The sequence below is a fragment of the Rathayibacter sp. AC182 genome (assembly GCF_979253875.1).
In genome coordinates this window covers 951,412-975,549 of sequence record NZ_CEEDEK010000005.1, presented here as the reverse complement: position 1 = coordinate 975,549, position 24,138 = coordinate 951,412, and the positions used below count along the sequence as shown (strand labels likewise).

Genomic DNA, 24,138 nt, shown 5'->3' with positions numbered 1-24,138 from the left:
GCAACGCTCTGCTCCGCCGCCACAACCTCGCCGCGATCGCGACGCTCGTCCACCGCTCAGGGCCCTCAGCCGCGCCGAGCTCGGTCAGCGGACCGGCCTCAACCGATCCGCCGTCGCGAACCTGGTCGGCGAGCTGACCGGCCTGGGCTGGGTGGAGGAGGAGACGACCGCCCCCACCGGACGCATCGGCCGCCCGAGCGCCACCGTCGTCCCCGGCCGGGCCTTCGCCGTCGTCGGAGTGCACCTCGACACCGACGCGATCGTCGTCGGCCTCGTCGGGATGAACGGCGACCTCCTGCGCCGCGTGCGCTTCGACACTCCCACTCCGGCCACCCCCGACACCGTCGCGCGCGTCGTCTCGGGCATCGTCGACGGCTTCCGCTCCGAGAAGGAGGGCACCGCATCCTGGTCGGCGCGGGAGTCGCGGTACCCGGCCTGGTGCACGCCGACTCCGGATTCGTGCAGATCGCGCCCCACCTGGGCTGGAGGGACGTCGATCTCGCGAAGCGCCTGGGCCGCGCACTCGCTCTGCCGGTCTCGGTCGGCAACGACGCGAGCCTGGGCGCGATCGGCGAGTCGCTCTTCGGAGCCGCACGCGGCGTCGCCGACGTCGTCTACGTCACCGGGGGCGCGAGCGGCATCGGCGGCGGAGTGATCATCGACGGCCTCCCGCTGCGCGGCTCCTCCGGTTTCGCGGCCGAGCTCGGCCACACCCTCGTCGCGGCCGGCGGGACCCGCTGCGGCTGCGGCCGCCACGGCTGCCTCGAGGCCGAGGTGCGGATGCGCTCCCTCCTCGACGTCCTCGGCGCGCGGGTCCTCGACCAGGACGAGCTCGACATCGCGCTGGGCACCTCCCGCGACCCCGCCGTCCTCGCCGAGGTCGCCCGCCAGGTCGACCTGCTGGCCGAGGGCCTGTCCACCTTCGTCAACCTCTTCAACCCCACCTCCGTCGTCCTCGGCGGCTTCCTCGGCTCCCTCCTCACCGTCGACCGCGAGCGCCTCGCCGCCCGAGTGTCGGCGCGCGCCCTCAGCGACCTGGCCCGCGGGGTCCGGATCGAGCGCGCGGCGCTCCGATCGCGCCTGGAGCTCGTGGGCGCGGCGGAGCTGCCCTGGCGGCGGGCACTCGCGGATCCCGCCGCCGTCGGCGCCGGATCCCCCGAGTCGGATGCGGTCGACGCGACCGCTTCCGTCGACGCCTGCTGGTGAGCGCCGACCGGCGCCCGGGACCGGTGAGCGCCGCTCGCCGCAGAAGAAGGGAACGCCGTGGCCGACGTCGACGAGATGATCATCGAGGAGTTCCGCGCGAACGGCGGAACGGTGACGACCGCCGGCTTCGGCCGCTCGCTCGCGCTCCTGCACCACGTCGGCGCATCGCTCCGGAGAGGAGCGCGTCGCCCCCTCATGGCGCTGCACCCCTCCGCCGACGTCCGGTTTCTGGCCGCCTCCGCCGCGGGCGCGCCGAAGCACCCCGCCTGGTTCCACGACCTCGTCGCCGAGCCCGACACCGCGATCGAGACCCCCGACGACGGAACGGTCCCCGTCCGCGCCCGTGTCGTCATCCCCGTCGTGGAGCTCACCCGCCGCTGACCCCCGCCGCGAGATGCCTCTCCGGTGCGCGACGCGCCGGAGAAGGCGCACCGGAGTGGCATCTCGTCCGGAGGAGACGAGGTCGCGATCAGCGGAACGGCACCGGCACGATGTCCGGAGTGCTCCAGCGCAGCGCGATCCGCTCGCGGAACCCGTCTCGCCGCAGCTCCGTCTCGAGCGCGTCGATCACGAGCGGGGCCAGCCCGCGGTGCTCGACCATCACGTCGATCGCGAGCACTCCCGCCTCCGTGACGAGCGTCGATCCCACTCCCGGGATCAGGGCGAGGAACCGCTGCGCATCGACCTGCACGTGCCGGTGGTCGCGCAGCCGGCGCAGCAGAACGGGCAGAGCGAGGGCATCGAGCGGAGTCACATCGGCACGCAGCGGGATCACCCGCGAAGCGTCGCGCCCGCCGACGTCCGCCGGGTGAACGTCGGCCCCTCCCCCGGTGTCCCTCCGGCGTCCCCTTCCCCCTGCTCCGCTCCACGAGACACCGGCTCAGCACAGGACGCACCGCACGGAGCGGCCCGCGGCGGCGCACCACGGCAGGATGACCGCCATGACCCGTTTCACCGACGGCTTCGACGAGGGCCGCCTCGACCCCGAGCGCTGGATCGACCACTACCTCCCCCAGTGGACCGAGCCCGAGCGCTCCCGTGCCCGCTGGTCCCTCGACGACGACGGGCTGCTGCTCCGCATCGACGCCGACCAGCCGCCGTGGCACGAGGACGACGGAGCGATGCGCGTCTCGAACCTGCAGACCGCGTCGTTCTCGGGTCCGCTCGGCAGCACCCGCGGCACCCACCGCCACCGCCCCGACCTGCGCGTGCGCACCGAGGTGCCGACCCGCCGCCTCTGGACCCCCACCGGCGGACACGTCGAGGCGCTCCTCTCGGCGAGCCCCGACCCCTCGTGCATGCTCGCGATCTGGCTGGTCGGCACCGAGGAGTCCGGCCCCGACGACTCGGGCGAGATCACCGTCGCCGAGCTCTTCGGCTCCCTCCGCGGCGAGCGCCGCTCGATCGTCCGCACTGGCGTGAAGGCCGTGAACGACCCGCGCCTGCGCACCGACGTCGTCGACGTCGACCTGCCGATCGACACCGCCGAGCCGCACCTCTACTCCGCCAACTGGTCCGAGGACGGAGTGTCCCTCTCGGTCGACGGCGCCGTCGTGCACCGCGTCGCCCAGTCGCTCCCCTACCCCCTGCAGCTCATGATCGACCTCTTCGAGTTCCCGGAGGAGGGCCCGCGCGACCCCGCCGCCTACCCCCGCACCGCCCGGGTCCACCGCGTCCGCGGCGACTCCTGACCGGCAGGAGTCCGCGAACGACGAAGCCCCGACCGGACATCCGATCGGGGGCTTCGTCTTCTGCTGGTGCGCGAGGGGGAGTTGAACCCCCACGCCCTTCGGGCACACGGACCTGAACCGTGCGCGTCTGCCTATTCCGCCACTCGCGCTCACCACGATGCCTGAGCACCGACGAGAAAGACTACCACCCTCCGAGCCCACCCGTGAACTCGACCTCGTCGACCCGCCTCGCGTCCCCTGATCCGTCGGAGAACGCTCCCCACCGGCGCAGACGACGACCGTCCCCGACGGATCAGCGGCAGCGGTCATCCGTTCGCGACGGATCGAGGCGTCGATCGGAGGCGCGCGCCTCGGCCGGGCGATCCCCGCACCCTCCGACAACCCCGCGAAAACGCCCCGAGGCGCCCGTATCCAGAGCATCCCAGTAACATGCCCGTAGCCGTGCGCGGCGCAGACGACATCGGAAGCCACGTGAGCGCGCAGACAGCTCGATCCGTGCGCGACCGCCGAGAAGGCGACGAAACGGGAGATCGGAAGACTGTGGGCATACTGGACAACTTCGAGAAGGGACTCGAGCGCGTCGTCAACGGCGCGTTCGCGAGGACCTTCAAATCGGGGCTGCAGCCGGTCGAGCTCGCGTCCGCTCTCCGCAGGGAGCTCGACACCACGGCCGCCGTCGTCACCCGCGACCGCATCCTCGTGCCGAACAGCCTGACCCTGCGCATGTCCGCCGCAGATCTCGCCCGCATGGAGCGGATGGGGGCCACGCTGATCGACGAGCTCACGACCGTCGCCACCGAGCACGCGAAGAAGCAGGGCTTCCGCTTCCCCGGTCCCATCGACATCCGCCTCGCCGAGGACGCCTCGCTCAGCGCCGGCATGGTCGAGGTCGACTCCCGTAGCGTCAAGGGCACCGTCGCCTACACGCCGGTCCTCGACATCGCCGGCCGTCGCCACCCGATCACCAAGTCCCGCACCGTCATCGGCCGGGGAGCGGACGCCGACATCACCGTCGACGACTCCGGCACCTCCCGCAAGCACGTCGAGATCCTCTGGGACGGCTCCCGCGCCCAGGTGCACGACCTCGGATCGACGAACGGCTCCAAGCTCGACGGCAAGCCCGTGACGCAGGCCGTCCTCTCCCCCGAGCAGACCATCACGATCGGGCGCACGTCGATCGTGTTCCGCATCGTTCAGGGCGCCGCACCCGCGCGCGCCGACCGCTCGCCGTCCGGTCGCTCCGGACGCGCCTCCGACGGATTCTGGGACGACCGGCTATGAGCGAGCTCACCCTCTTCCTCCTGCGCATCGCGTTCCTCGCGCTGCTGTGGTTCTTCGTGTTCGGCATCGTCTACGCGCTGCGCTCCGACCTGTTCGGGCAGCGGGTGCGCAAGCTCCCGACCGCCGCGCAGGCGGGCACCGACGACGCTCCGTTCGTCACCGCGGCCCAGCCGGTCGTGGCGGCCTCGGCTCCCCGCAGCAGCCGGCGCCCGTGCAGCAGCAGGCCCCGTCGGCCCGCCGCTCCCGCGAGGCCGCGGCCGAGCGCACCGATTCCGGAGGCGTCGCCACGGTCCACACGGCGCAACGCCTCGTCATCACCTCGGGCCCCAAGCGCGGCACCGAGCTCGAGTTGAACGGCGAGCCGCTCACCATCGGCCGCTCCTCCGAGTCGGCCCTCGTGATCCGCGACGACTACACCTCCACGCACCACGCGCGCCTGCTGATCTGGAACGACGAGTGGATGATCCAGGATCTCGACTCCACCAACGGCACGTTCCTCGACGGCCGCCGCGTGGGCGCGCCGACCAAGGTGCCGCTGAACACCCCCGTCAAGGTCGGCACGACCACCTTCGAACTGCGACGGTCGTAGGCGACCTGTGACACCCACTCCTGACAGCGCCGTCGGCGCGGCGCGCGAGAGCGCCGCCGTGTCGCACGTCGGCCGCATCCGCTCCAACAACCAGGACTCCGGCTACGCGGGCCGGCAGCTCTTCGTCGTCGCCGACGGCATGGGCGGGCACGCGGGAGGCGACGTCGCCTCCTCCATCGCGATCAAGCGCATCGCCCAGGCCGACCGCACCTACGCGTCGACCTACGAGGCCGAGGACGAGCTCAAGCGCACCCTCCTCGCCGCGAACACCCTCCTGGCCGAGGCCGTCATCGACCACCCCGAGCTCACCGGCATGGGCACCACGGTCAGCGCGATCGTGCGCGTCGGCGCCTCCGTCGCGATCGCCCACATCGGCGACTCCCGCATCTACGTGCTGCGCGACGGCAAGCTCGAGCAGGTCACCACCGACCACACCTTCGTGCAGCGCCTCGTCGACTCCGGTCGCATCACCGAGGAGGAGGCGATGACGCACCCGCGCCGCTCCGTCCTCATGCGGGTGCTCGGCGACGTCCACACGAACCCCGAGATCGACACGCTCACGCTCGAGACCGAGCCCGGCGACCGCTGGCTGATCTGCTCCGACGGCCTCTCGGGCGTGGTCCCGCACGACGAGATCCTCAAGGAGCTGTCGCGCAGCGAGACCGCCCAGCAGGTGGCCGACCGCCTGATCCGCGACAGCCTCTCGCACGGAGCTCCCGACAACGTGACCGTCGTGATCCTCGACGTCCCCGGCGAGAACGACACCGCGCAGGCGCTCGTGCCGACCCCGGAGCCGGTCGTCGTCGGGTCGGCCGCGGCACCGACGCCCATCAGCACCGACGACTCGCAGAACCGCCTCCGCATCCCCGGGCTCCGTCTGCACACCCGCGCCCCGGCCGCGCAGGGCCCGACCCACTTCGAGCCGGAGTCCGAGGACTACCTCGACGAGCTGATCGAGGAGGACCGCCGCCGCCACCTGCGCCGCCGGATCACCTGGCTCGTCGGCCTCTCGCTCGTCCTGATCGCCGGCTTCCTCGGCGTCCTGCTCGCCCTACGACTGGACGCAGTCGCGCTTCTACGTCGGCACCGACGGCGACACCGTGATCATCTACCAGGGCATCCAGCAGTCCGTGGGCCCGCTCTCGCTCTCCAGCGTGAAGGAGGACACGGGCATCCCCCTCGACTCCCTCCGCGAGTACGACGTGGAGCAGCTGGAGCAGACCATCAGCGCCGAGTCCTACGCCGGAGCGGTCGACATCGTCGAGCGCCTGACCGACGCGAACGGAGCACCGTGACCGCGCCCCCGCCCCCGCGGCCGTCGAGCGCCGACGCCCCCGCCTCCACAAGCAGAAGATGCGCAACCTCGAGCTCCTGCTCCTGATCGGCGCCTGCCTGATCGACGCCTCCGCGATCCTGCTGGTCCAGCTGGGCGCCCTCGGCGCCGTCGACACCACCCTCGTCTCGCTGGGCGCCGGCCTCTCGGCGCTCGTGCTGGTGGTGCACGTGGTGCTGCGCTTCGCGGCTCCGGAGGCGGACCCGTTCCTCCTCCCCATCGCGACGGTCCTCAACGGCCTCGGCGTCGCCGAGATCTACCGGATCGACATCGCCGACGGAGCCACCGGCTGGGAGTCGGTCGCGGTGCGCCAGATCATCTGGAGCGGCCTCGCGATCGTCGCGGCCGTCGTGGTGCTCGTCGTCATCCGCAACCACCGCATCCTCTTCCGGTACACCTACGTGGCCGGCTTCGCCGCGATCGTGCTGCTCCTGCTGCCGCTGCTGCCGTTCATCGGCCGCGAGGTCAGCGGTGCGCGCGTCTGGATCGGCATCGGCGACTTCTTCAGCTTCCAGCCCGGCGAGATCGCGAAGATCGCGCTCGCGGTCTTCTTCGCGGGCTACCTGGTGCGCAACCGCGACTCCCTCTCGATGGTCGGCAGGACGTTCCTCCGGATGCGGTTCCCGCGTCTGCGCGATCTCGGCCCGATCCTCGTGGTCTGGGCCGTCTCGATGTCGGTCATCGTCTTCCAGCGCGATCTCGGCACCGCGCTGCTCTACTTCGGCCTGTTCCTCGTGATGCTCTACGTCGCCACGGGCCGCACCAGCTGGGTGATCATCGGCGTCGGCCTCTTCCTCGGCGGCGCGATCCTCGCGAGCCAGACGCTGGGCTACGTCGGCAACCGCTTCGCGAACTGGCTCGACCCCTTCAACCCCGACCGATACGGCGCCGACCCGGGCGGCAGCTTCCAGCTCGTGCAGGGCCTGTTCGGACTCGCGCACGGCGGCCTGCTGGGCACCGGACTCGGTCAGGGCATGCCCGACATCACGCCGGTCCCCCAGTCGGACTACATCATCGCGAGCCTCGGCGAGGAGCTCGGCCTCGCCGGTCTCTTCGCGATCTTCGGCCTCTACCTGCTGCTCGTCTCGCGCGGCTTCCGCATCGGCTTCGCCGGGCAGGACGACTTCGGCCGCCTGCTGGGCGTCGGCCTCTCGTTCGTCATCGCCCTGCAGTGCTTCATCGTGATCGGAGGCGTCACCCGGGTGATCCCGCTGACCGGCCTCACGACGCCGTTCCTCGCCGCGGGAGGCTCCTCCCTCGTCGCCAACTGGATGATCGTCGCGGTCCTCCTCCGCCTCTCGGACACAGTCCGCAGCCAGCCCCGTCTGGTGGTGTGATCCGTCGATGAACCGTGAACTCAAGCGCGTGAGCATCGTCGTCCTGACGATGTTCGTCGCCCTCTTCCTCTCCACGACCACGATCCAGGTGATCCAGGCGGATGCGCTGTCCGAGGACTCGCGCAACACCCGCACGCTCTACGAGAGCTTCTCGACCGAGCGCGGAGCGATCCTGGTCGACGGCCAGCCGATCGCCTCCTCCGTGCCGAGCGACGACCTGTACAAGTTCCAGCGCCAGTACGCGAACGGGCCCCTCTACTCGGGCGTCACGGGCTACTTCACCCTGAACCAGGGGACGACCGGCATCGAGCGCTCGCTCAACGACTACCTCTCGGGCACCTCGAACTCGCAGTTCTTCGACGAGATCGACAACCTCGTCTCGGGTCAGGACCCCACCGGCGCCTCCGTCGAGCTCTCGATCGACCCGGTCGCGCAGCAGGCGGCCTTCGACGCCCTCGGCGACTACACCGGCGCGGTCGTGGTGATCGGAGCCGGCGACCGGCCGCATCCTCGCGATGGTCTCCAAGCCCACCTTCGACCCCACCTCCCTCGCGTCGCACGACACGAACGACGTGCTGGCCGCGTACCAGGCGCTGAACGACGACCCGGGCGATCCGTTGATCAACCGCGCCATCGGCGGCTCGCTGAACCCGCCCGGCTCCGTCTTCAAGCTCGTCGTCGCCTCGGCGGCGCTCGAGTCCGGTCGCTTCACGCCCGACTCGAGCTTCCCGAACCAGCAGGCGTTCACCCTGCCCGGCACCAGCACCCAGGTCACGAACTCCGGAGGGGGCCTCTGCGGCCCCGGGGACACGGTCACGCTCGCCACCGCGGTGAAGCTCTCCTGCAACGTGCCGATGGCCGAGATGGGCGTGCAGCTGGGCGCCTCCGCGATCCGCGAGACGGCCGAGAAGTTCGGCTTCGACACCGAGCCCGAGATCCCGATGTCGGTCGAGGCCAGCACCTACCCCGCGACGACGGACGACGCGCAGACCGCGCTCACCGCGTTCGGCCAGTACGAGGTGCGCGCCACTCCGCTGCAGATCGCGATGGTCTCGGCGGCGATCGCGAACGGCGGCGAGGTGATGGAGCCGAGTCTCGTCGACGTCATCCGCTCGCAGGATCTGAGCGTGCTGGAGCAGTTCGAGGAGAACCCGCTGGGCCGCGCCGTGAGCGAGGAGACGGCGGACGCCGTGAAGGCGATGATGGTCGCCAGCGTCGAGGACGGCGCCGCGACCAATGCGACAATAGGTGGCGTCACCGTGGCCGGCAAGACCGGCACAGCCGAGAACGGCGGGGACGACCCCTACACCCTCTGGTTCACCGGATTCGCTCCCGCGGACGATCCGCAGTGCGCCATCACCGTCCTCGTCGAGAACGGCGGAGGACTCGGACAGAACGGGTACGGCAATCTCCTCGCCGCACCCATCGCACAACAGGTACTAGAGGCGGTGCTGAACAAATGAGACCCACCACAGGCCTCACCTTCGGGGGACGCTACGAACTGCAGTCCAGGATCGCCATCGGCGGCATGGGCGAGGTGTGGCAGGCGACGGACCTGGTGATCGGCCGGACCATCGCGATCAAGATCCTGAAGGACGAGTACCTCGGCGATCCGGGCTTCCTCGAGCGCTTCCGCGCCGAGGCCCGCCACGCCGCGCTCGTCAACCACGAGGGCATCGCCAACGTCTACGACTACGGCGAGGAGGACGGCTCCGCGTACCTCGTCATGGAGCTCGTGCCCGGCGAGGCCCTCTCGACCGTGCTCGAGCGCGAGCGCGTGCTCTCGACCGACAAGGTCCTCGACATCGTCGCGCAGACCGCGCTCGCGCTGCACGCGGCCCACGCCGCCGGCCTGGTCCACCGTGACGTGAAGCCGGGCAACCTGCTCATCACGCCCGACGGCCGCGTCAAGATCACCGACTTCGGCATCGCCCGCATCGCCGACCAGGTCCCCCTCACCGCGACCGGCCAGGTCATGGGCACGGTCCAGTACCTGTCGCCGGAGCAGGCGAGCGGCCAGCCCGCATCGCCCGCCACCGACATCTACTCGCTGGGGATCGTCGCCTACGAGTGCCTCGCCGGGCGCCGTCCGTTCACGGGCGAGTCGCAGGTTGCCATCGCGATGGCGCAGATCAACGACACTCCCCCGGAGCTGCCCGTCACGGTGGCCGAGCCGGTGCGCAACCTCGTCTACTCGTGCATCGCCAAGAAGCCCGCCGACCGTCCGGCCACCGCCGCGCACCTGGCGCGGGCCGCGCAGGCGCTGCGCACCGGAGACGTCCGCGGAGCGGCCCTCGCGGTCCCCGCCGTCGCAGGCGACCTTTCCGACCACGCAGGCGACCACGGTTCTGCCCCTCGGCCGCGGGCGCCACCCAGGCCACCACCGTGCTGCCCTCCAACACGGCGGCCGTCGCCGCCGGCTCGCTCGTCGGCGCCCCCGAGCTCCAGGACGAGGTCGAGGAGCCGCGCAAGCGCAGCCCGTGGACCTGGCCGCTGATCGCGCCTCATCGTGATCCTCGCCATCGTCATCGGCGGCACGATCTTCGCGCTGACCACGGGCGACGGCGACCAGGCCGAGCCGACGCCCACCGTCACGCAGACCCAGGCCCCCTCCCCCGACGCCGACCCCCACTCCGACGCCGACCCCCACGCAGACCTCGAACTTCGTGCCAATCAACGAGGCCGACTACGTCGGCCGTCCGTTCGACGAGGTCGAGGCCGAGCTCGCCGCGCTCGGCATGGGCGTCGACCGGGTCGACGGCCCGAACGCGCCGAGCGCCGATCAGGTCGGCCTCGTCGAGGGCGTGAACCCCACGGCGAACGTGGTCAAGGGCACGACCATCGAGGTGTCCGTCTTCACCGACGTGGCCACTCCTGATGCTCCGACGGCGGTGCCGACCGTGACTCCGGCCGCGTCGAGCGTCGACGCCGGTGCGACGTTCAACGTCACCTGGAGCAACTACAACCAGTGCCCGAGCGGCACCTCGGTCTCCGGCTACCGAGTGACCGCGACCGGCGAGGGCGCCTCCGTCACGAGCACAAACCCGTCGAACTCCACCACGGCGGCGATCCAGGCGGGGGCCCGCCGCCGGCTCGATCGACGTCACCTACACGGTGATCTGCGGCGAGACGGAGTCGGCCGCCTCGCCGACCCTGACGGTCACCGTCGACGCCCCCGCCCCGACGCCGACGCCGACCCCGACCAACTCGAGCTCGGCGACCGCGCCTCCCACCCGACGCCTCCCGAGGAGTAGGCAGCAGGCGACGCACCGGGCCCGGAGGAGCGATCCTCCGGGCCCGTCGTCGTCCCCGACGCGTCCAGCGGGATCACGTCGGACCCGCGGGTACACTTGCCGTGGCTCCTGCGGGGGCAGGGCCATACGGGATTCAGGGCGGGAGCGCACGCGTGACGGAAGAGGGTCGCCTGATCGCGGGACGGTATCAGGTCGGGCCCCGGCTCGGACGCGGCGGCATGTCCGAGGTCTACCTCGGCACCGACACCCGGCTCGGACGCACCGTGGCGATCAAGGAGCTCAAGCTCTCGCTGTCCTCCGACTCCGCGTTCCGCCTGCGGTTCCGACAGGAGGCCCAGTCCGCCTCGCGCATGTCGCACCCCACCATCGTCCGCGTCTTCGACGCCGGCGAGGAGGTCACCGTCGACGAGCAGGGCGCCGAGTCGCGCCGCCCGTTCATCGTGATGGAGCACATCGAGGGACGCCTGCTCAAGGACGTCATCGCCGAGGGCCCGGTCGACGTGGACGAGGCCGTCCGCATCACCGAGGGCATCCTCACCGCGCTCGAGTACTCCCACCGCGCCGGTGTGGTCCACCGCGACATCAAGCCCGGCAACATCATGCTGACCCCGTCGGGCCAGGTGAAGGTGATGGACTTCGGCATCGCCCGCGCCGTCTCCGATTCGGCGGCGACCGTCGCCCAGACGACCGCGATCCTCGGCACCGCCGCCTACTTCTCGCCCGAGCAGGCGAAGGGCGAGCAGGTCGACGCGCGCAGCGACCTCTACTCCGCGGGCATCGTGCTCTTCGAGCTCCTCACCGGGCGGGCGCCGTTCCGCGGCGACACCCCGGTGGCCGTCGCCTACCAGCACGTCAGCGAGACGCCTCCCGCGCCGAGCTCCATCAACCCCGCCGTCAGCCCCGCCCTCGACTCGATCGTGGCCCGGGCGCTGTCGAAGGACCGCTACGAGCGGTTCCAGGGGGCGGCCGAGTTCCGCGACGACCTCCGCGACGCCGCGGCCGGCCGCCTCGCCGAGCACCGGCCGATCGACGAGCTCACCACCTCGCTCTTCGCCGCGCGCAGCCAGGGCGGCATGAACGACTCCGAGCTCGCGCTGCGTCAGCTCGCCGAGGACAACTCGGCCGTGCGCACGCAGCGCCGCCCGCCGGTCCTCTGGATCTGGTCGTCGATCGTCGTGCTCGCGGTGATCGTGGCCGCCCTGGTGATCTGGGTGCTCACCCTCCAGCCCACGACCACGCTCCCCTCGCAGTCGCGCGAGGTGCCGACCCTCACGGGCACGAGCTACGACAGCGCGCAGTCGACACTGACGGCGCTCGATCTCGTCCCGAGTCAGGTCACCGAGTTCAGCGACTCCGTCCCGGAGGGCGAGGTGGTCCGCACCGATCCCGGATCCGGCACCATCGTCGCTCCGGACACCGTGATCCGCGTCTACGTCTCGCAGGGCGTCCAGCCCGTCGCCGTTCCGGGCACCGCCGGCACGAGCCTCGGCGAGGCGATCGCCGCTCTCACCGGGGCGGGCCTCGCGGAGGGGTCGCAGACGCGCCAGAACTCCCCGACGATCGCCGCCGATGTGGTGCTCTCCACCACTCCGTCGGCGGGCGAGCAGGTCGTCCCCGGCACGCCGGTCGATCTCGTCGTCTCCTCCGGCACGGTCGTTCTGCCCGATCTGGTCGGCCAGTCGCTCAGCGCGGCTCTGGCGGCCCCCGAGGCCGAGGAGCTGCAGGCTCGTCGGCGTCGAGGCGCCCGACGAAGTCGTGCGAGTCGGTGCGGGCGAACCCGCCGATCATCACGCAGTCGCTCGCCCCCGGCGAGGTGCCGCAGGGCTCCACCGTCGAGCTCGGGTACTGCGCCGGCTGACGGAGTCGGGCCGACCGACGAGCACGGGGCCGGCCGCCGCTCCTCGGAGGCGCCGCGACGAGCGGATGCTCCGCATCACCGAGACGGAGGAGCGCCCGGACGAGTCGGAGGCGCGCCCGGTCTCAGGCGCGGCGGGCGTCGACCAGCGGCTGCTCCAGGCGGAGCAGGTCGCTCGACGCCGCCGACTCCGCCGCAGGCGAGATCCTGCCCCGGATGTCGCTCGGAGTGAGCCCTTCGCGGCGCTTCAGAGCCCGGCGCAGATGATCGGCCGAGGAGAACCCGGAGGAGGCCGCGATGGTCCCGAGCGGCACCTCGCGCGGACGACGCCGCAGCAGCTCGACCGCACTGGCCACGCGGGCGCGCTCGATCTCGCTCGCGACCGTGGTGCCGGCGTCCTCGAACAGGCGCTGCAGCGAGCGGGTCGAGACGTTCACCGCGTCGGCCACCGACTTCAGGGGTGCAGCGCGGGGTGCGGTGCGTGCGGTCGATCACGGTCCTCGCCCGCCCCAGGGTCGCGGCCCGGATGCTCGTCGCACCCGACTGCGCGCCGTGCGAGGCGAGGAACGCGCTCACCAGCAGCTGCTTCACGACGTGGGCGAAGTTCGCGAGCTCGGCCTCGCCGGGGACGCCCGTTCCCGACTCCGCCGCGAGCGCGAACGCCGTCGTGAACGCGGCGGCCGCGCGCGTGGTCCGCGCATCGGGATCGAGCGCGTGCACGCCCGAGCTCGTGTCGAAGCCGTAGCGGCGCATCTCGTCCGCGCGGAGGGAGACCTGCAGCAGGCTCACGGGCGTCGTCGACCTCCGTGGTGAACGTGGTCGTGCCGGGCTGGTACGAGATCGAGCCCGGACGCAGCAGAGTGGTGCGCTCCGGACCGACCATCCGCACGAAGCCCTCGAGGAGGAACGAGAAGGTGAGCACCGAGCAGTCATCGGCCCCCCAGGTTCCGCGCAGGACCCGGAGCGGGGAGGAGGTGATCAGGACGACGCTGACGTCCTGGGAGCCGAAGCCCGAGCCCGTGATGCGAGGCACCGTTCCCGGCTTCACGACGATGCGCGGTCCGAGGCTCTCGAGTTCCCGTATGCCCGTGTACGCCCAGGAGATCTGTTCCACCATCTGCGCCCCCGGATGTGTCGTTCCGGCAGTCGATCCCCTTGCCGGATGTCCTCCGATTATGCCGGGAAGGACTACCGCATCCTCCGCCGGAGGCCCGTCAAAACACGCCAGCAGGCCGGTCGACGGAGCCTCGCATCGTGCGGGACGACCCCGCAGATCCGCGGATCGCTCCCCTCTATCCGACATCCATAGCGCATTTCAGGCGCAATCCGCGCGGGTCGTGGCGGGCGAACGCGTCCCCACTGTGGGCGGCAATTTGATGACCGGGACCTCGCGGTGCACGTCGCGAACGGACGGGGCGCCGAGGGCTTCTACGCCGGAGGTCCGCCACGGGAGGAGCCGAGCGCCGTGCTCCCACCTCCGTCAGCCAGTTCGCCAGAAGCGCGCGCCCGTGGGGCGTGAGGACCGATTCCGGATGGAACTGCACGCCCACCACCGGCGCGGAGCGGTGCCGGAGGGCCATCACGACGCCCTCGGACGACGTCGCGGTCACCTCGAGCTCCACGGGCAGCGAGGTGCGCTCGACGGCCAGCGAGTGGTAGCGCATGGCGTCGAATCCGGAGGGGATGCCCGCGAAGAGCGCATCCCCCTGTGCTCGACGGGCGAGGTGCGCCCGTGAGCGGCTCGGGCGCCTCGCCGACGCGCGCGCCGAGCGCGTGCGCGATCACCTGATGGCCGAGGCACACGCCCAGCAGCGGATGCGCGTGCTCGACCGCGTGCCTCACGAGGGCGACCGACGTCGGCACGTCCTCGGGTCGTCCCGGCCCCGGAGAGACGAGCACGGCGTCGACCGCCTCGGCACGGCGGATCGCCTCGGGCGCCGCGAGTTCGGCGCCCTCGACCACCTCGACCTCGGCCCCCAGCTCGCGCAGGTAGGCGACCAGGGTGAAGACGAAGCTGTCGTAGTTGTCGACGACGAGGATCCGGATCACCGCGCGCTCCTCGGCCTGCTCACCCTGGACGGTGACGTCCCGGTCCAGGACCAGCGACTGCACCCACGGGAACACCCACTCGGCGAGGGCGACGAGGACCGCCGCCACCAGGACGAGGACGATCAGGAGCCGGACCCACCAGGGTCCGGGCAGGACCCGCCACAGTGCCGCGTACACGTCAGCCCTCCTCGGCGACCGTGGCCGCGATCTCGGCGGGCGGACCCGCGGAACGGGGCTGCCACGACTTCGAGCACGCCGTAGGCGATGATCCGCTCGGCGGTCGAGTAGAGCGGGTTGCAGCTGGTCAGCGTGATCAGCCGGTCGGTGGGAGCGACGTCGGTCGTCCACGGCACCGGGTCGATGACCTGCACGTCCGACGGCTGCACGTACTCGAGGTTGCGGAAGCGGTAGGTGTACCAGCCGTCGGCGGTCTCGATGTAGATCGCATCGCCCAGCTGCAGCTCGTCGATCAGGTGCATCCCGCCGCCGTAGGCGCTGCGGTGCGCGGCGAGGGCGAAGTTGCCCACCTCGCCTCGGCATCTGCGTGGTCGGGTAGTGGCCGATGCTGCCCTCGTCGAGGACGTTCGCCGCGTCGACGCCCTCGGCGATCAGCGCACCCATCCCTCGCCGTACCTCGGGATGTACAGATTGCCGAACGAGGCGTCGATCGCCGACGCCGGAGAGACGACGGGCGCCCTGAAGTCGACCGGAGCACCCTCGGCAGCGGGCGGGACCTCGGCGGAGTGGCGACTCCGACGACTGCGGTCCTCCCCAGCTCTGCCGCAGCTCCGCGGCCTCGGAGGTCTGCTGGTTCGCGATGACTGCGTCGTTCCACCACAGCTGCCAGCCGAGGAAGAGGAGCACCAGCACCCCGGCGGTCATCAGGAGCTCACCCACGACTCCGAAGAACGAGAGGCGGCGCCGCGGACGGGCGGCGGTGCGTGCCGATCGACGCCGCCGAGGGGCGTCGGAGGGCTGCGGGGCGGACATGGCCTCGAGTCTAACCGGGCCGTTCCCCGTGGGCTCCGGCCTCCTCGGCCGCCTGGGAGACGCCCTCCGCGCCCTGTGGAGAACCGGTGCCGCGGCTCGTCGAGGGCACCCCGCTCCCGGTCCGAGGGCTCGGCCCGGCACAGTGTTCCCCATGGCACGAGCGACGAAGAGCCCGAAGCCGGAGCGCGACGAGGCCCGGACCGGAGAGAACTCCCCCAACCCGGTCTGGTTCAAGCCGGTGATGTTCGGCTTCATGCCGCTCGGACTCGCCTGGATCATCGTCTTCTACGTGAGCCAGGGCCTCCTGCCCATCCCCCGATCTCGGCAACGTCAACATCCTCATCGGCTTCGGGATCGCCTTCATCGGCTTCCCGATGACCACCCGCTGGCGCTGACCGCGCCCCTCGCGTGAACGACGCCCCGTCCGGACCTCCGACGGGGCGTTCGTCGTCGGTGGCGCGGTTGCGGGCCGCCGGCTGCGTCTTCGCCGAGGAGGAGGCCGCACTCCTCGAGGAGGCGGCGCACCCGAGGAGGAGCTCGGAGCCGCTCCTGCGGCGCCGCGAGACGGGCGAGCCCCTCGAGCAGATCCTGGGGCGGGTCGAGTTCCGCGGTCTGCGGATCGGGGATCGCTCCGGGCGTCTTCGTCCCCCGGCAGCGCACCGCGTTCGTCGTGGATGCGGCCCTGACCGTCCTCGGCGACGCCGTCGGAGACGGCACCACGGTGCTCGACCTGTGCTGCGGCTCCGGCGCCATCGGTCGTGCCCTCCTCGACGAGCGGAGCGGTCTGCGCCTGCTGGCCGCCGACGTCTCCCCCGAGGCCGTGGCGTGTGCGCGGGCGAATCTCGCCGGACTCGCGACGGTCGTCGAGGGCGATCTCTTCGACGCCCTGCCCGTGGGAGAGCGCGGCCTTCTCGACCTCGTCGTCGTCAACGCCCCCTACGTGCCGACGGAGGCGATCGCGCTGATGCCGCCGGAGGCGCGTCTGCACGAGCCGACCGTCTCGCTCGACGGCGGGACCGACGGCCTGGTGCTGCACCGACGCATCGCCCGGGAGGCGCCCGCGTGGCTCTCTCCGGGCGGTGCGGTCGTGATCGAGGTCGGTCGGGAGCAGGCACCCGTCAGCGCCGCGGCGTTCGCCGACGCGGGCTTCACCGCCGAGGTGCGGAGGGACGACGAGCGCGCGCGACGGTCGTCGTGGCTCGGCTCGTCCGAACTACACGCCTGTAATTATCCCCAGCTGTGCAAACTCCTGTGGAGAGACGGGGCGGCGCGCGCATCCCCGGGATCCCGCGGCTCCCGAGAGCGATCCGCATCAGGACGCGGCAGGATCGAGGGCCCCCGACCACCTGCTCGGGGTCCGCGGAATGACAGCCGCGTAGTTCTCCCCATTGTTAACAACCCTGTGGATAACTTTCTCCCCACCTGGGGAGAGTGCCTGCGGAAGAACCCCCGAGCCGGTTACATCGCCTCGCGCCGCAACCACTTCGACCGGTTACTCCGCGGTTCCAGCACCAACCTCACGATGCGGTTACGTCCGGAGGCAAGCGTCCTCCCGCTGGTCAGGCGGCCGCCCCGAGCACGTGTCGAGCGGAGGAGCCGCGTCGCGTCCCGGTGAGTGGGCGAAGGAGTGCCTGCCCGTCAGCTCGTCGGCCGAGTAGCCCCGCTGGGGCGTCCCGGGACCCGCGTCCGCCCGCGGATCCGGGTCATCGTCCGGCCTTCCGGTGGATCCCGAGACGCCCGCTGCGCGGATGGTCGATCAGCAGGCCGCAGCCGACCCGGGTGGTGACTTCTCCTCAGAGACCCCGCCCCGCCCTCGCGGATCGCGGCCGACGAGCGCCTCAGCCCAGGAGGTACGCCCCGCGGTGATCGCGACCAGGCCGGCGCCGATCAGGCCGACGAGCAGGTTCTGCGTCCGGCGCTGCGCACGCTGCCGCGTCTCGTGAACACGAGACCGATGAGCGCGCCGGCCACGAGGCCGCCGACGTGCGCCTGCCACGCCACGTTCATCCCGGGCAGGAATCCGATGACGAGGTTGAGGCCGACGAGCACCAGCAGCTGCGACGCCTGGCCGCCGAGGTGCCGGAGGATCACCAGGTAGGCCCCCATCAGGCCGAAGATCGCTCCGGAGGCGCCGATGACCGTGGTGAGCGGTCCGGCGAGCAGGAGGACGCCGACGGACCCCGCGAAGCCGCTGAGCAGGAACAGCGCGAGGTAGCGGCCGCGGCCGAGCATCCGCTCGAGAGCCATGCCGAAGATCCACAGCGTGCACATGCTCAGCGCCAGGTGGAACGGGATGACGAAGAAGACCGAGGTGCTGTGGAGGAAGCACCGAGGTGAGCATCCGCCACGGCTCGAACCCGGCGCCGAAGCCGGGGAGCGTGTAGGCGGGGACGTAGGCCAGCCCGCCGATGACGAGGTTGCCCACGACGGGGAGGACCTCGAGGAATCCAGAGGAACACACAGAGGGCGATGATCGCGTACGTGACGGTCGGCTGATCGGCGCGGGTCATGGCGCGGACCCTCGAGACCAGCGGGCTGCGCGTGCGCGGGGCCTCCGAGCGCTGCTGCGCCATGTCGTCCGGGCAGATCACTCCCACCGGGGCCGGCGTCTGGCACTCGCCGCAGATCGTGCGGCCGCACCGTTGGCAGCGCACGAAGCTCTGCCGGTCGGGGTGGCGGTAGCACGCGTACGCGCTGGTCGGCGGGACCTGGGTCACGGATTCGCCTCCGGGAGAACGAGGGCCGGATCCAGACGGACCCGGCCCTCGAGGAGAAGGTGGAAGAGGGGATCAGACCTCGGTGATCTCGACGCTCTCGATGACGACGTCCTCGAGCGGCTTGTCGCGGCCGTCGGTGGCCACGGTCGACAGGGACTGGACCAGCTGCTTCGACGCGTCGTCGGCGACGGCACCGAAGATCGTGTGCTTGCCCTGGAGCCAGGTCGTCGGCGCCACGGTGATGAAGAACTGCGAGCCGTTGGTCCCGCGCCCCGCCTGCTTGCCGGCGTTGGCCATCGCGAGGATGTACGGCTGCGTGAAGTCGAGCTCGGGGTTGATCTCGTCGTCGAACTGGAAGCCCGGGCCTCCGATGCCCTGGCCGAGGGGGTCGCCGCCCTGGAGCATGAAGTCCGGAATCACGCGGTGGAAGACGGTGCCGCTGTAGAGCGGCTCCTTCGTCTTCGCGCCGGTGGCCGTGGGTCCACTCGATGTCGCCGGTCGCGAGACCGACGAAGTTGCGGACCGTCTTGGGAGCGTGATTCCCGTAGAGGTTGACGACGATGTCGCCCTTGTTGGTGTGGAACGTCGCGACTGCGGTGTGCAAAGGCATGGGGGGATTCTCGCACAGCGCGTATGTAGGGGTCCCCTGTGCCTGGTGTCAATGCGCTGGGTGCGCGATGCGGAGCCGGAACGATGAGTGGCAGTATTGAAGAGTTCGCTGCTCGTAGCCGATGGAGGACCACACATGGGTCTGTCACGTAAGCACAAGAAGGATCTCAAGCGCCTCCGCAAGAACGCCGAGGCGGTCTGGAGTGAGCAGCAGGAGGTGCTGGCGCACGCGGCTTCCGCTCTCGAGAAGAGCCGCGCTCACGCCACCAAGTACGCGAAGAAGGAGCTCGTCCCCTTCGCGAAGGACACGTACCAGACGCGGGTGAAGCCCGTGTACGACAACGGCGTCCACGCGGTCGAGGGCACCTACTCCTCGGCTCGCGACACCGTGCTGCACAAGGTCGTCCCGACCTTCGCCGCTGTCGGAGGAACCGCCGCTGCCGCGTTCGAGGCGGCCAAGGACTCGAAGAACCGCGCCAAGCTGGGCGAGATCTCGAAGGCGCGCTGGGAGGAGCTGGACCACTCCCCCAAGAAGAAGTCGGGCGCCGGCATGGTCGTCGCCATCGGCGCTGCGCTCGTCGCGGTCGGCGGCATCGGCTACGCCGTCTGGCAGACGTTCCGCGCGGACGACGAGCTGTGGGTCGCCGAGGACGAGCCGGCCAGCGCCGCGCAGTCCGCGGCATCGACCGCCTCCTGATCCTCCTCGTCCGGCCCGGACTCCGCCTCGCGGGGTCCGGGCCTGCCGCATGTCCGGAAGCGTCCGGAGTTAGGCTTCGCCGTGGATATCCGTGTCGCCGCGTACGGCGTGATCATCGACGGGGACCGCATGCTCCTCGCGCACTGGAGCCAGGGACCCTGGCAGGCGTGGACGCTGCCCGGCGGCGGCATCGACGAGGGCGAGTCCCCGGCCGACGCCGCCGTGCGCGAGATCTTCGAGGAGACCGGCTACCACTCCGGAGCTCGAGGCCCTCATCGGCGTCGACTCCCACGTGATCCCGGCGCACCGCCGCAGCGACCCCGAGGCCGGCCCGCTGCACGCCATCCGCATCGTCTACCGCGCCCGCATCACCGGCGGAGAGCTGACCCACGAGGTCGACGGATCCACGGACGCCGCATCCTGGTTCCCCTCGGCGACGTCGAGGCTCTCGAGCGGGTCGAGCTCGTCGACGTCGCGCTCGGCATGAACGAGGCCTGGCTCGTCCGCTGACGGGAATCGCACGCTCCGCCGGCACGTTGTCCCCCGTGTGATCGTCGAGCTGTACCTCCGCCTTCTGCGGCGCCTGCCACGCGGCTCGCGCGGTCCTGGAGCACGCCGTCGAGCTGGTGCCGGCGGCCGTGCTGCGCGAGTACGACGTGGCCTTCCGGGCCGATCTGGCCGAGGCGGAGCAGGTCCGGCTCGACTCCGACCGTGGTCGTCCGGTCGTCCGACGGCAGTGCCGTGTTCCGCGCCGAGGGGCGCCGTCGCTCCCCCAGGCCCTCGCCGCCCTCGCCCGGGCCCTGCCGGAGTCCGCTGCCGCCGACGCGCCGTAGGGTGGCCGCAGGAGGTCTCATGCGGCATCGCCTCGCGGTCGTGAGCGCCGCCGTTGCGCTCGCCTCGATCGCCGCGGCGACCCTCTCAGGATGCTCGAGTGCCGAGGAGGCCAGCGCCGCCGTCGGACTCGGACGCGGCGGACAGCGCGGCGAGGTCATCGGCGTGGTCGTCGTCTGCTCCGGAGCGGTGGACGGCCTGGATCTCGCGGTCGACGACTCAGCCCCGCTGATCCTCGGAGACCGGGCTGCGCCGCATCACCCGGTGGGAGTCGCCGGACACGATCGTCGATCTCGGAGCCACGGATCTCGTCGGTCGCACGGTCTGGCCGGCCGACCTGACCGTCGAGCGCTTCGCTCCGGAGTCGACTACGCGCTGAGCGCCTATGCGGAGGACCGCTCGATGTCGGCGCGCCCCGTGGTGTTCCGCGCGGAGCAGTTCGACACCCTGTCGGTCGGCGAGATCATCGTCGGCGACGTCCGTGACGAGACGGAGGTCCTGTCGGTCGAGAACTTCCTCGACCTGTTCGCGAGGGCGCGTGACGGCCATGGTCCCCCACCCGCCACACCGACAAGGGCTGGTGCGAACCCGTTTAGTATTCTACGTTAGGACCTGATCCTTTAATCACGATGGTGTCATGTCCAGTGATGCAGAATCGGCCGGAGTCAGCGACGGCGTGGCCGTCCACTTCCTACGAGACCAGGCCGTGGATCGCCCACAGGCGACGAAGTCGGATCCCGGCGACGCATACGAGCTGCTCACGGACCGTACCCTCGCCGCAGTACCGCCTCTCATCGCAGCCCGTGATGTGACGCTCCCCGCCGACCTCGTGGCTCTCAGCGAGGACGCAGGCCGCGAACTAACAAGGTTCGACACAGAAGTCGGAAGCCTGGCTGCGCCTTTCGCGTCGATCCTGCTCCGCACGGAGAGCGCATCAAGCTCGGAAGCAGAGAATCTCACGGCGAGCGCGAAGCAGGTCGCCCTTGCGGAGATCGGTGATTCGGACGTCAGCCAACGCGAGACTCGTGGTGAGAAATGCTGAAGCGATGAAGGCCGCCGTAGCGGCTTTGCGACGATCTCGACGGGGAAGCGATCCTCACGATGCACCGAGTGCTGCTTGAGAAGACGAATCCTGAGATCGTCGGAATGTGGCGCAGGTGAGCAGGTCTGGATCGGAGGAGGAAGCGTGTCCCCGCACGGAGCTTCTTTCGTCCCGCCGCACCACGACCTCGTGCCCGAATTGATGGACGATGTCATGGAGTTCTCGAGAAGAGTCGATCTTCCCGTCATCGCACAACTCGCCATCGCGCACGCCCAGTTCGAGACGATCCATCCGCTTCCGGACGGCAACGGTCGTACAGGTCGTGCCCTCATTCAGGGCATGCTCCGCGCCGGTGGCGTGACCACCAACGTCACCGTTCCCGCGTCTGCCGGCCTGCTCGGAAGCACGGAGCATTATTTCGACGCTCTGACTGCCTACAGGGCGGGCGATCTTCGCCCGATCATCGAAACCCTCTCAGAAGCAGTCTTCTCCGCGATCTCCAACGGCCGCACTCTGAGAGAGACATCACGCGGATCGCGGCGCGCTGGGATGAACTTGTCCGAGCCCGACGGGATTCCTCGGTTCACGCCCTCAAGCGCCTCCTCCTGCGGGCAACCGGTCGTCACGACCGGAATCGTCGCGAATGAGTTGAACGTGAGCTTCCCAGCAGCAGACGCCTCAGTCCAGAAACTCGTGCAAGCCGACATCCTGACTCAATCGAGCGCGGGCCGACGCACATAGGCACTTCCAATCATCGGAGGTGCTCCAGGCGCTGGATGACTTCGGCGCTCGCGCACGCCGACAACGCCCAGGGCGGTGAACGATCGAGCATGCGTGTCTGCGTCGAGAGATCCACGCTACGGATGACGTCGATCCCCGCCCAGGCGATCTGGAGGCTAGGAGCGCATGTCCGGGAACACCGGACGATGAGGACTGTGGAGCCTGGGAGAATCGAACTCCCGACATCCTGCTTGCAAAGCAGGCGCTCTACCAACTGAGCTAAGGCCCCGGGCCGGAGACGGGGCGATCCGTCCCCGAGAGCGAACGGCCCGTCACCGCGAGGTGACGGGCCGTTCGGCACGGGGTGGGGGTACCAGGACTTGAACCTGGGACCCTTCATTATCAGTGAAGCGCTCTAACCGCCTGAGCTATACCCCCGAAATGGCCAGATGAGACTCTACCTGACGAACCGCCAGAATCCCAACCGGGCCCCGGGCCCCGGCGCGTACCGAGGCCCGTGCGGCTCACCGGGTTGCGTGAAGCCGACGAGCAGACCGCCCGTGATCTTGACGCCGAGGTTGTACAGCAGCGCCACGATCGCACCCAGCGCAGTGGTGACGATGGTGTTCAGCACGGCCACGACGACCGCGAAGCCCATGATCTGGGGGAGCGAGATGATCGTGTTGAGATCGAACGCCTCGGCGCCGGCGATGTCCTGGACGAGGCCGTTGACCTGGTCGAAGACTCCGGTCTGCGCGAGCACCGTGTAGACAAGGTAGACGACGACGATCGCGATGATCGCGAGCGTGAGCCCGAGCAGGAACGAGAGCTTCACCGCCGACCAGAAGTCGACGTAGACGAGCTTCAGGCGGACCTGCTTCGCCGCCGGGCTCTGCGGACTTCCTGGCGAGCTTCTCGGCGACCGTGCTACTCATCTACGGACCCATCCTCCTCCGACACCGTGTCGGAGTCGGAGGACGCCGCTGCGGCGTCGGGATCCTCGTCCGGGGCGTCGAGATTGCGTTCGGTGTTCTTGGCGAGTGCGATGATGTGGTCGTCCTCTGCGAATCGTGCGAAGACGACTCCCATGGTGTCGCGACCCTTGGCCGGTACCTCGGCCACGGCAGAGCGTACCACCTTGCCTCCGGCGAGGACGACGAGCACCTCGTCGTCCTCCCCCGTGATGATCGCGCCCACCAGGTCGCCGCGCTTCTCCTCCAGCTTGGCCACCTTGATGCCCAGTCCGCCCCGGCCCTGCAGGCGGTACTGGCCGACCGCGGTGCGCTTCGCGTAGCCGCCCTCGGTCACGATGAAGACGAAGCCCTCGTCGCTCACGACGTTCGCGTCGAGCAGACGGTCCTCGCCGCGGAACGACATCCCGCGCACTCCCGAGGTCGAGCGGCCCATGGGCCGCAGCGCCTCGTCGGAGGCGGTGAAGCGGATCGACATGCCCTTGCGCGAGACCAGCAGCACGTCGCTGTCCTCGTCCACCAGCAGCGCCGAGACGAGCTCGTCGCCCTCACGGAGCTTGATCGCGATGATGCCGCCGGAGCGGTTGGTGTCGTACTCCGCGAGCGCGGTCTTCTTCACCAGTCCGTCGCGGGTGGCGAGCACCAGGTAGCGCGCCGCCTCGTAGTCGCGGATGTCGAGGATCTGCGCGATCTGCTCGCCCGGCTCCAGTGCGAGCAGGTTCGCGATGTGCTGACCCTTCGCGTCGCGACTCGCCTCCTGCAGCTCGTACGTCTTGGCGCGGTACACGCGTCCGGTGTTCGTGAAGAAGAGGAGCCAGTGGTGCGTGGTGGTCACGAAGAAGTGCTCGACGATGTCGTCGGCCTTCAGCCGCGCGCCACGGACCCCGACCGCCGCGGTGCTGCGCGCGGTACGAATCGCTCCGGTGCGCTTGAGGTAGCCGCCGCGGGTGACGGTGACGACCATCT

Annotated in this window: 23 protein-coding genes, 3 tRNA genes and 7 pseudogenes; 19 read left to right on the top strand and 14 right to left on the bottom strand. The window is 70.6% G+C overall.

What is annotated here, in order from left to right:
- Positions 1-84: 84 nt before the first annotated feature.
- Positions 85-477: a hypothetical protein gene (locus AC0CII_RS16000; protein WP_465231118.1), complete on the bottom strand. Its 393-nt coding sequence runs from the start codon at positions 475-477 to the stop codon at positions 85-87.
- On the opposite strand from AC0CII_RS16000, the gene AC0CII_RS15995 reads away from it, so the two are divergent.
- Both AC0CII_RS15995 and AC0CII_RS15990 read left to right on the top strand, forming a co-directional pair.
- A complete protein-coding gene (locus AC0CII_RS15995) occupies positions 460-1,206 on the top strand; it encodes an ROK family protein (RefSeq protein WP_465230013.1) in 747 nt (248 codons plus the stop codon). The two genes, AC0CII_RS16000 and AC0CII_RS15995, sit on opposite strands and share 18 nt — an antisense overlap.
- 57 nt (positions 1,207-1,263) lie before the next feature.
- Positions 1,264-1,587 carry a nitroreductase/quinone reductase family protein gene (locus AC0CII_RS15990; RefSeq protein ID WP_465230012.1) on the top strand — a complete coding sequence of 108 codons (324 nt, stop codon included), beginning with the start codon at positions 1,264-1,266 and terminating at the stop codon, positions 1,585-1,587.
- Between the two features lie 88 nt (positions 1,588-1,675).
- Here AC0CII_RS15990 and AC0CII_RS15985 read toward each other — a convergent pair whose 3' ends face one another.
- Positions 1,676-1,981: a hypothetical protein gene (locus AC0CII_RS15985; protein ID WP_465227120.1), complete on the bottom strand. Its 306-nt coding sequence runs from the start codon at positions 1,979-1,981 to the stop codon at positions 1,676-1,678.
- 166 nt (positions 1,982-2,147) lie between these two features.
- Between AC0CII_RS15985 and AC0CII_RS15980 the strand changes: the two genes are divergently transcribed.
- Positions 2,148-2,897, top strand: coding sequence for a glycoside hydrolase family 16 protein (locus tag AC0CII_RS15980; protein ID WP_465227121.1), 750 nt, complete (start codon positions 2,148-2,150; stop codon positions 2,895-2,897).
- 64 nt (positions 2,898-2,961) lie between these two features.
- Here the strand turns inward: AC0CII_RS15980 and AC0CII_RS15975 are convergent.
- Positions 2,962-3,046 (bottom strand) — tRNA-Leu (locus AC0CII_RS15975).
- A 391-nt stretch (positions 3,047-3,437) separates the two neighbouring features.
- Between AC0CII_RS15975 and AC0CII_RS15970 the strand changes: the two genes are divergently transcribed.
- From AC0CII_RS15970 to pknB, 8 genes and pseudogenes are all read left to right on the top strand, one after another.
- Positions 3,438-4,178, top strand: a complete 741-nt coding sequence (locus AC0CII_RS15970; RefSeq protein WP_465227122.1) for an FhaA domain-containing protein — start codon at positions 3,438-3,440, stop codon at positions 4,176-4,178.
- Positions 4,175-4,767 (top strand): annotated as a pseudogene (locus AC0CII_RS15965) (FHA domain-containing protein FhaB/FipA). Before AC0CII_RS15970 ends, AC0CII_RS15965 begins: the two are co-directional and overlap by 4 nt.
- 7 nt (positions 4,768-4,774) lie before the next feature.
- On the top strand, positions 4,775-6,148 hold the full coding sequence (locus AC0CII_RS15960; RefSeq protein ID WP_465230011.1) for a Stp1/IreP family PP2C-type Ser/Thr phosphatase: 1,374 nt from the start codon (positions 4,775-4,777) through the stop codon (positions 6,146-6,148).
- The gene (locus AC0CII_RS15955) at positions 6,121-7,437 is read left to right on the top strand and encodes an FtsW/RodA/SpoVE family cell cycle protein (RefSeq protein WP_207403346.1); all 1,317 of its coding nucleotides are present in this window, start codon (positions 6,121-6,123) and stop codon (positions 7,435-7,437) included. Before AC0CII_RS15960 ends, AC0CII_RS15955 begins: the two co-directional genes overlap by 28 nt.
- Before the next feature lie 7 nt (positions 7,438-7,444).
- Positions 7,445-8,900, top strand: a pseudogene (locus AC0CII_RS15950) (peptidoglycan D,D-transpeptidase FtsI family protein).
- Positions 8,897-9,934, top strand: coding sequence for a serine/threonine-protein kinase (locus AC0CII_RS15945; protein WP_465230010.1), 1,038 nt, complete (start codon positions 8,897-8,899; stop codon positions 9,932-9,934). The pseudogene AC0CII_RS15950 and the gene AC0CII_RS15945 overlap by 4 nt, the downstream one beginning before the upstream one ends.
- Before the next feature lie 169 nt (positions 9,935-10,103).
- Positions 10,104-10,691 (top strand): PASTA domain-containing protein, encoded by a 588-nt coding sequence (locus AC0CII_RS15940; RefSeq protein ID WP_465230009.1) that lies wholly within the window; start codon positions 10,104-10,106, stop codon positions 10,689-10,691.
- Between the two features lie 218 nt (positions 10,692-10,909).
- Entirely contained in the window at positions 10,910-12,778 is a 1,869-nt protein-coding gene (gene pknB, locus AC0CII_RS15935; protein WP_465230008.1) for a Stk1 family PASTA domain-containing Ser/Thr kinase, read from the top strand.
- Here the strand turns inward: pknB and AC0CII_RS15930 are convergent.
- The 4 genes and pseudogenes from AC0CII_RS15930 to AC0CII_RS15915 form a co-directional block, all read right to left on the bottom strand.
- Entirely contained in the window at positions 12,672-12,995 is a 324-nt protein-coding gene (locus AC0CII_RS15930) for a helix-turn-helix domain-containing protein (protein WP_465230007.1), read from the bottom strand. The two genes, pknB and AC0CII_RS15930, sit on opposite strands and share 107 nt — an antisense overlap.
- A gap of 5 nt (positions 12,996-13,000) precedes the next feature.
- The gene (locus tag AC0CII_RS15925; protein ID WP_465230006.1) at positions 13,001-13,663 is read right to left on the bottom strand and encodes a hypothetical protein; all 663 of its coding nucleotides are present in this window, start codon (positions 13,661-13,663) and stop codon (positions 13,001-13,003) included.
- 175 nt (positions 13,664-13,838) lie between these two features.
- Positions 13,839-14,595 (bottom strand): annotated as a pseudogene (locus tag AC0CII_RS15920) (anthranilate synthase component II).
- Between the two features lie 122 nt (positions 14,596-14,717).
- Entirely contained in the window at positions 14,718-15,122 is a 405-nt protein-coding gene (locus AC0CII_RS15915) for a sortase domain-containing protein (protein WP_465230005.1), read from the bottom strand.
- 614 nt (positions 15,123-15,736) lie between these two features.
- Here AC0CII_RS15915 and AC0CII_RS15910 point away from each other — a divergent pair.
- Positions 15,737-15,980: pseudogene (locus tag AC0CII_RS15910) on the top strand (cell division protein CrgA).
- 275 nt (positions 15,981-16,255) lie between these two features.
- A complete protein-coding gene (locus tag AC0CII_RS15905; protein ID WP_465230004.1) occupies positions 16,256-17,200 on the top strand; it encodes a N5-glutamine methyltransferase family protein in 945 nt (314 codons plus the stop codon).
- A 272-nt stretch (positions 17,201-17,472) separates the two neighbouring features.
- Here AC0CII_RS15905 and AC0CII_RS15900 read toward each other — a convergent pair whose 3' ends face one another.
- The 3 genes and pseudogenes from AC0CII_RS15900 to AC0CII_RS15890 all read right to left on the bottom strand — a co-directional run bounded on the left by AC0CII_RS15900 (position 17,473) and on the right by AC0CII_RS15890 (position 18,912).
- Positions 17,473-17,856, bottom strand: a complete 384-nt coding sequence (locus tag AC0CII_RS15900) for a rhomboid family intramembrane serine protease (protein ID WP_465230003.1) — start codon at positions 17,854-17,856, stop codon at positions 17,473-17,475.
- 2 nt (positions 17,857-17,858) lie between these two features.
- On the bottom strand, positions 17,859-18,302 hold the full coding sequence (locus AC0CII_RS15895) for a hypothetical protein (RefSeq protein ID WP_465230002.1): 444 nt from the start codon (positions 18,300-18,302) through the stop codon (positions 17,859-17,861).
- Positions 18,303-18,374: 72 nt separating this feature from the next.
- Positions 18,375-18,912, bottom strand: a pseudogene (locus AC0CII_RS15890) (peptidylprolyl isomerase).
- Between the two features lie 135 nt (positions 18,913-19,047).
- Here AC0CII_RS15890 and AC0CII_RS15885 point away from each other — a divergent pair.
- The 6 genes and pseudogenes from AC0CII_RS15885 (at position 19,048) to AC0CII_RS15860 (ending at position 22,222) form a co-directional block, all read left to right on the top strand.
- Positions 19,048-19,608, top strand: a complete 561-nt coding sequence (locus AC0CII_RS15885) for a hypothetical protein (RefSeq protein ID WP_465230001.1) — start codon at positions 19,048-19,050, stop codon at positions 19,606-19,608.
- Between the two features lie 81 nt (positions 19,609-19,689).
- Positions 19,690-20,118 (top strand): annotated as a pseudogene (locus tag AC0CII_RS15880) (NUDIX hydrolase).
- 116 nt (positions 20,119-20,234) lie between these two features.
- Positions 20,235-20,441 (top strand): hypothetical protein, encoded by a 207-nt coding sequence (locus AC0CII_RS15875; protein ID WP_465230000.1) that lies wholly within the window; start codon positions 20,235-20,237, stop codon positions 20,439-20,441.
- A gap of 19 nt (positions 20,442-20,460) precedes the next feature.
- Entirely contained in the window at positions 20,461-21,048 is a 588-nt protein-coding gene (locus tag AC0CII_RS15870; protein ID WP_465229999.1) for a hypothetical protein, read from the top strand.
- 67 nt (positions 21,049-21,115) lie between these two features.
- Positions 21,116-21,481, top strand: coding sequence for a hypothetical protein (locus tag AC0CII_RS15865; RefSeq protein WP_465229998.1), 366 nt, complete (start codon positions 21,116-21,118; stop codon positions 21,479-21,481).
- A gap of 144 nt (positions 21,482-21,625) precedes the next feature.
- Positions 21,626-22,222, top strand: coding sequence for a Fic family protein (locus AC0CII_RS15860; protein WP_465229997.1), 597 nt, complete (start codon positions 21,626-21,628; stop codon positions 22,220-22,222).
- A 195-nt stretch (positions 22,223-22,417) separates the two neighbouring features.
- Here AC0CII_RS15860 and AC0CII_RS15855 read toward each other — a convergent pair.
- From AC0CII_RS15855 to AC0CII_RS15840, 4 genes and pseudogenes are all read right to left on the bottom strand, one after another.
- Positions 22,418-22,490: transfer RNA gene (locus AC0CII_RS15855), tRNA-Ala, on the bottom strand.
- 76 nt (positions 22,491-22,566) lie between these two features.
- A tRNA-Ile gene (locus tag AC0CII_RS15850) sits at positions 22,567-22,639 on the bottom strand.
- Positions 22,640-22,736: 97 nt separating this feature from the next.
- Positions 22,737-23,136: pseudogene (locus tag AC0CII_RS15845) on the bottom strand (DUF3566 domain-containing protein); the annotation flags it as partial.
- A complete protein-coding gene (locus AC0CII_RS15840) occupies positions 23,129-24,136 on the bottom strand; it encodes a DNA gyrase C-terminal beta-propeller domain-containing protein (RefSeq protein ID WP_465230953.1) in 1,008 nt (335 codons plus the stop codon). The gene AC0CII_RS15840 and the pseudogene AC0CII_RS15845, both read right to left, overlap by 8 nt.
- Between the last annotated feature and the right edge of the window lie 2 nt (positions 24,137-24,138).